The sequence below is a fragment of the Streptomyces sp. NPDC002104 genome (genome assembly GCF_053593795.1).
In genome coordinates this window covers 45,245-51,590 of record NZ_JBSFDF010000056.1, presented here as the reverse complement: position 1 = coordinate 51,590, position 6,346 = coordinate 45,245, and the positions used below count along the sequence as shown (strand labels likewise).

The window sequence follows — 6,346 nt, the reverse complement described above, 5'->3', positions numbered from 1 at the left end:
CCCGATGGGGGGGCCGGGCCACCACCCCTGGGGGGCTCGGGGCCCCCCCCCGGGGGAACGGGCGAAGGGCGGGTAGGGGACCCCGCCCCGCAGGGCCCACCCACCCGCACCCGCCCACCGACCCCGAGCCGGACCGCCAGTGGCCCCGGCACCGCCCCACCACCGCCGGACGGAGTCCGGCGCAGCGGCACGAAGCCCGCGCAGCGGTGCGAATGGCGCGTCAGGAAGGGGAGCGGCGCGTCAGGAAGGGAGCGCGGGGCTGGCGCAGCCCGACGTGGCCACCGGGAGGGGCGCCGGGACGCCCAGGGTCGGGATCCCGAGGAGCACGCCCTTCGGCTGCGCCGGAGCCGCGTTGCGCTTCTCCCAGGCATCGCCCGCGCGCGTACGCCGTACCGCCCCCGTCGGCCCCTCCGCGAGGAGGTGGTGAGGAGCCGCGTAGGTGATCTCGACGGTCACCACGTCGCCCGGGCGGACCTCTTCGTCCGGCTTCGTGAAGTGGACCAGGCGGTTGTCGGGGGCACGGCCCGAGAGACGGTGCGTGGCGCCGTCCTTGCGGCCCTCGCCCTCGGCGACCATGACCTCCAGGGTCCGGCCGACCTGCTTCTTGTTCTCGTCCCAGGAGATCTCCTCCTGGAGGGCGACCAGGCGCATGTACCGCTCCTGGACGACCTCCTTGGGGATCTGCCCCTCCATGTCGGCGGCCGGGGTCCCGGGGCGCTTGGAGTACTGGAAGGTGAAGGCGTTCGCGAAGCGCGCCTCGCGCACCGCGTGCATCGTCTGCTGGAAGTCCTCCTCCGTCTCGCCGGGGAAGCCCACGATGATGTCGGTGGAGATCGCGGCGTGCGGGATGGCGGCGCGGACCTTCTCGATGATGCCGAGGAAGCGCTCCTGGCGGTACGAGCGGCGCATGGCGCGCAGGATCGTGTCCGAACCCGACTGCATCGGCATGTGCAGCTGCGGCATGACGTTGGGGGTCTCGGCCATCGCCGCGATCACGTCGTCGGTGAAGTCGCGCGGGTGCGGGGAGGTGAAGCGGACCCGCTCCAGGCCCTCGATGGCGCCGCAGGCGCGCAGCAGCTTGGAGAAGGCCTCGCGGTCGCCCAGGTCGGAGCCGTAGGCGTTGACGTTCTGGCCGAGCAGGGTGATCTCGGAGACGCCCTCGGCGACGAGTGCCTCGACCTCGGCGAGGATGTCGCCGGGCCGGCGGTCCTCCTCCTTGCCGCGCAGCGCCGGGACGATGCAGAAGGTGCAGGTGTTGTTGCAGCCGACGGAGATCGAGACCCAGGCGGCGTACGCGGACTCGCGCCGGGTCGGGAGCGTGGAGGGGAAGGCCTCCAGCGATTCGGCGATCTCGATCTGCGCTTCTTCCTGGATGCGCGCGCGCTCCAGGAGGACGGGCAGCTTGCCGATGTTGTGCGTGCCGAAGACCACGTCGACCCAGGGGGCGCGGTCCACGATCGTGTCGCGGTCCTTCTGCGCGAGGCAGCCGCCGACGGCGATCTGCATGCCGGGGCGCTTGGTCTTCATGGGGGCGAGCCGGCCGAGGTTGCCGTAGAGCTTGTTGTCGGCGTTCTCGCGGACGGCGCAGGTGTTGAACACGACGACGTCGGCGTCGCCGTCGGAGCCCTGGGGCGCGCGGACGTACCCGGCGTCCTCCAGCAGGCCCGACAGCCGCTCGGAGTCGTGCACGTTCATCTGACAGCCGTACGTCCGGACCTCGTACGTTTTCACAACAGTCGCCTCGCCGCTCTCGGTACTCACCCAGCAAGGGTACGGGTCGGGCGTGGCGGCCGGGGCCGGGCGCCGTCCGGAGCGGGGCGAGGGGGGCGGGGGCAGGGCGGGCCGTGACAGGACGGCGGGTCGGTGGCAGGATCGCGGCCATGCCTCTCGTACCGCCCCGGATCAGCAGGCGCCGTGCCCTGCGGGCCCTGGTGGCCGTACTGGCGGTGCTCTGCGCCCTCATCTGGTGGCTGAGGCCCTTCGGCCGTCCGGAGCTCACGGGTGAGATCACCTTCAGCACCGGTGTCCAGCAAGGGGTCTACCACCGCTACGGCCTGCTGCTGGAGAAGGCGCTCGCCGAGAACATGTCCGGGCTCCGGGTCCGGCTGGAGACCAGCGAGGGTTCGCAGCAGAACCTGCAGCGGGTCGCCGCGGGCGAGGCAGACTTCACGGTGGCGACGGCCGACGCGGTGGCCAAGTACCAGGTCGACCGGAAGCCCGGAGCGGACCGGCTGCGCGGCCTGGCCCGCCTCTACGACGACTACGTCCAGCTCGTGGTCCCCGCCGGGTCGCCCGTGCGGTCCACCCGGGACCTGCGGGGCAAGCGGGTCGCCGTCGGCCAGGAGGGCTCGGGCGTGCGGCTGATCTCCGAGCGGATGCTCGGCGCCGCGGGGCTGGATCCCGCGCGCGACATCACCCCGGTGGCCATCGGCATCGACACCGTGCCGGCGGAGCTGGAGGCAGGCCGGATCGACGCCTTCTTCTGGTCGGGCGGGCTGCCCACCACGGCCGTGCGGGAGCTCTCGGAGCGCTTCGAGATACGGCTCGTGCAGCTCGGCGACCTGGTGGAGGCGCTCCAGGCCAGCGGCAGCCCCGCGCGGTACTACCGGGCGGCGGTGATGCCCCAGGACGCCTACGACCGCATCCGCACCGACTCCGCGGTGTCCACCGTCGCGGTGCCGAACCTGCTGGTGACCCGGGAGGACGCGGGCGTCGAGCTCACGGAGCAGTTCACGCGCACGGTGATCGGCAGCCGGGACAAGATCGGGGCCCAGGTCCACGCGGCCCAGCTCGTTGACCTGCGGACGGCGATCTACACGGATCCCCTGCAACTGCACGAGGGCGCGGCCCGCTACTACCGCTCCGTCAAGCCATAGGACGGCCTACGACCGCAGCAGCATCGTCGCCGCCGCGGCGGCCCCGATCAGGCCCGCGTGGGTGCCCAGGGTCGCCGGGACGACCTGGAGGTCCTTGACGAAGGACAGGGTCGCGTACGTGGCCAGGTGCTCCCGGACCGGCCCGAAGAGGGTGTCCCCGGCGGCGGCGACGCCGCCGCCGATGACGGCGATGTCGGTCTCGACGAGGGTGGCGGTGGCCGCGATGGCTGCGGCCAGCGCCCGGCCCGCGCGGTCGAAGGCGGCGAGGGCGACGGGATCGCCCGCGGCCGCGGCGGCGGCCACTCCGGCCGCGGTGGCGTCCCCGGCCGGGACCCACCCCTGGGCCAGGGCCCGGGCCGCGATGGCGGTGCCGGAGGCGAGGGACTCCACGCAGCCGCGGCCTCCGCAGGCGCAGGGCTCCCCGTCGAAGGCGACGCTGATGTGGCCGATGTGACCCGCGTTCCCGGTGGGGCCGGTGTGGAGCTGGTTGTTCAGGACGAGTCCGCCTCCGACGCCGGTGGAGACCACCATGCAGAGGGCGTTGGCGTGCCCGCGGGCGGCGCCCAGCCAGTGCTCGGCCGCGGTCATGGCCACCCCGTCGCCGGCCAGCACCGTCGGGATCCGGACCCCGTGCCGCGCGAGCTCGGCCTCCACCCGGGCCTGGACGGGGAAGCCCCGCCAGGCGCCGATGTTGACCGGGCTGACCGTGCCGAGCGCGGTGTCCACCGGGCCCGCGCTGCCGATTCCGCACCGCACGGCCGAGGCCCACTGCGGGGACTGCGCGAGCTCCGCGACGACCTCCGCGACGGCGGCGAACACGGTGTCCCCGTCGGCTCCGCGCGGGGTGGGCCGGCGGGTGGTGGCCGTCATGGTGCCGTCGGAGTCCACCAGCGCTCCGGCGATCTTCGTACCGCCGATGTCGATCGCGACCGTCGGCCCGGAGTCGGCCGGCGCACCGGCGCGGGGGGCGGGGAATGCGGACGTGGGGGTGGGAGTGGTCACGGTGGCGCTCCAGGAAGGGGTCGGTTTCAGTATGCGGCCGGCGGCGGCGCCGTACGCTCGCGGGGCTCCGGCCCGGGCGGCCCGGTCGCGCGGGACCTCGGCGGGCCCGGCGAGCGGGGCGGGGAGCCCCTCCGCCGCGAGCCGGCCGAAGCCGGCGGTGTCACTCGGGGCTGACCGCGGGATCGGTGCGCGGGACGGCCAGTGTCACGCGCAGCCCGTGCGGCGGGTTGTTCCCGTAGGAGAGGGAGCCGCCGCCCGCGCCGAGCAGGATGCGGGCGATGGAGAGGCCGAGCCCGGAGCCCTTGACGTTCTGGTGGCGTCCGCTGCGCCAGAACCGGTCCCCGATCCGCAGCAGCTCCTCCTCGGTGAGCCCGGGACCCCGGTCGGCGACCACGATCAGCACCCGGTCGCCCTCCACGGAGAGCGCCACCTCGACGTCCTCGCCCTCGGGAGTGAACTTGAGGGCGTTGTCGATGACGGCGTCGAGCGCGCTGGAGAGCGCGATCGGGTCGGCCCAGCCGGTGGCGGCGCTCCGCCCCGTCCCGGTGAGCCGCACGCCCTTCTCCTCGGCGAACGGGCGCCATGCGGTCACCCGCTCGGCGGCCAGACCCGCGATGTCGATCAGGCTGATCTCGGCGGCCGCGTGCTCGGCCAGGGCCAGGTCGAGCAGGTCGTCCAGGACCTGGGTCAGTCGCTTGCCCTCGGTCCGCACCGAGGCGATCTCCTCGTTGCCCTCGGGCAGTTCGAGGGCGAGCAGCTCGATCCGCAGGAGCAGCGCGGCGAGCGGGTTGCGCAGTTGGTGGGAGGCGTCGGCGACGAAGGCCCGCTGCTGTTCCAGTACCTCTTCGACGTTGTCGGCCATCTCGTTGAACGAGCGGGCCAGACGCCTGAGTTCCGGGGGGCCGCCGCCCGCGGCGACACGGGAGTTCATCCGCCCGGTGGCGATGCCGTGGGCGGCGGCGTCCAGGGTCTGCACGGGCTTGAGCACCCAGCTGGTCAGCCGCAGGGCGGCGCCGAAGGCCACGAGCATGGCCGCGCTGAGCCCGGCGACGATGAGCAGCCAGCCCCGCAGGGTCCGGGCGCGCATCTGGTCGGTGGGCGACTCGGTGGCGACCACGGCCACCACGTCCCCGTCGAGGACGACGGGCGAGGCGACGAGGAGTTTGCCGTTGCCCTGCCAGGGCCATACCTGGCCGGGGTCGTGGCTGCGGCGTCCCGCGAGCGCCTCTTTGAAGGCCTTCTCGCCCTCCCCTCCCGCCGGTACCTTCCACCCGTCGGCGGAGCGGGCGATGGCGTTGCCGTCCCGGCGGAAGATGCCGGCGCGGATCCCGTACAGCTGCTGGTAGCGGGCCAGTTCCTGCTTGAGGGTTTCGAGGCGCTCGTCGGCCCCGCTGGACTTCGAGCCCTCGGCGTCGATGACGAACTGGGCGAGCGCGGCGAAGCGGGCGCCGTCGTCGATCCGGTCGACGACCACCCGCTGCTGCTGCCCCGCGGCCAGGGCCACCGCGAGCGGGAAGCCGAGGGCGAGCAGGACGCCCGCCATCAGGACGACGAGCAGGGGGAGCAGACGGGCGCGCACGACGGGCGGCCGCTAGACGGCGGGCGGGGCGGAGGCGGCGGGCGGGGCGGAGGCCGCCGGGGCGGGCGGAACGACGAGCCGGTACCCGACACCGCGGACGGTCTCGATGAGCGCCGGCATGCGCAGCTTGGACCGCAGCGAGGCCACGTGCACCTCCAGCGTCCTGCCGGTGCCTTCCCAACTGGTGCGCCAGACCTCGCTGATGATCTGCTCGCGGCGGAAGACCACACCGGGGCGCTGCGCGAGCAGGGCCAGCAGGTCGAACTCCTTGCGGGTGAGCGCCACGTCGACGCCCTCCACGCTGACCCGGCGGGTGGACAGTTCGATGCCGACGCTCCCGAGCCGGACCACGCCGGGGGTGCCCGCGGGGCCGGTGGCGGCGCTCTCCTCGGAGGCGCCGGTGCGGCGGGCCACCGCGTGGATGCGGGCGAGGAGTTCACCGGTGTCGTAGGGCTTGGTGACGTAGTCGTCGGCGCCCATGTTCAGCCCGTGGATGCGGGAGCGCACGTCGGCCCGAGCGGTGACCATGATGACGGGCGTGCTGGTGCGCTTGCGGATCTTGCCGCACACCTCGTACCCGTCCTGGTCGGGCAGGCCGAGGTCGAGCAGGATCACCCCGTACGGGGAGGGCTGCGGCGGGGCGCCCGCCGACAGCAGGGCCTGGAGGGCCTCCTCGCCGCTGCGGGCATGGGTGACCTTGAAGCCGTGCCGGGCAAGGATCGCGGACAGGGCGGCGGCGACGTGGTCGTCGTCCTCGACGAGCAGCAGTCTCATGTCGTCCCCCTCTCCCTCTCTGAAATCTTTCGGTCCGTCGATCTGCCGATCTGCCGGCCTGTCGGTCTCTTGGTCTCTTGGTCTCTTGAACGCTTCTTGATCGCTTCGCGTTCGC

5 protein-coding genes are annotated in these 6,346 nt (G+C 73.7%); 1 reads left to right on the top strand and 4 read right to left on the bottom strand.

Annotated features, from left to right (window positions below):
- Positions 1–240: 240 nt before the first annotated feature.
- The gene (gene miaB / locus ACWCP2_RS32575) at positions 241–1,761 is read right to left on the bottom strand and encodes a tRNA (N6-isopentenyl adenosine(37)-C2)-methylthiotransferase MiaB (RefSeq protein ID WP_450912157.1); all 1,521 of its coding nucleotides are present in this window, start codon (positions 1,759–1,761) and stop codon (positions 241–243) included.
- Between the two features lie 119 nt (positions 1,762–1,880).
- Here miaB and ACWCP2_RS32570 point away from each other — a divergent pair, with 119 nt between their 5' ends.
- Positions 1,881–2,876: a TAXI family TRAP transporter solute-binding subunit gene (locus ACWCP2_RS32570; protein WP_450912156.1), complete on the top strand. Its 996-nt coding sequence runs from the start codon at positions 1,881–1,883 to the stop codon at positions 2,874–2,876.
- A 6-nt stretch (positions 2,877–2,882) separates the two neighbouring features.
- Here the strand turns inward: ACWCP2_RS32570 and ACWCP2_RS32565 are convergent, their stop codons facing one another.
- From ACWCP2_RS32565 to ACWCP2_RS32555, 3 genes are all read right to left on the bottom strand, one after another.
- On the bottom strand, positions 2,883–3,800 hold the full coding sequence (locus ACWCP2_RS32565; RefSeq protein ID WP_450912160.1) for an ROK family protein: 918 nt from the start codon (positions 3,798–3,800) through the stop codon (positions 2,883–2,885).
- 238 nt (positions 3,801–4,038) lie between these two features.
- Positions 4,039–5,457, bottom strand: coding sequence for an ATP-binding protein (locus ACWCP2_RS32560; protein WP_450912155.1), 1,419 nt, complete (start codon positions 5,455–5,457; stop codon positions 4,039–4,041).
- 12 nt (positions 5,458–5,469) lie between these two features.
- Entirely contained in the window at positions 5,470–6,231 is a 762-nt protein-coding gene (locus tag ACWCP2_RS32555; RefSeq protein WP_450912154.1) for a response regulator transcription factor, read from the bottom strand.
- Between the last annotated feature and the right edge of the window lie 115 nt (positions 6,232–6,346).

What these genes read in the sequence shown, in the direction of transcription:
- ACWCP2_RS32555 (WP_450912154.1), bottom strand. Translation starts at nt 6,231, where the DNA reads ATGAGACTGCTGCTCGTCGAGGACGACGACCACGTCGCCGCCGCCCTG.
- ACWCP2_RS32570 (WP_450912156.1), top strand. Translation starts at nt 1,881, where the DNA reads ATGCCTCTCGTACCGCCCCGGATCAGCAGGCGCCGTGCCCTGCGGGCC.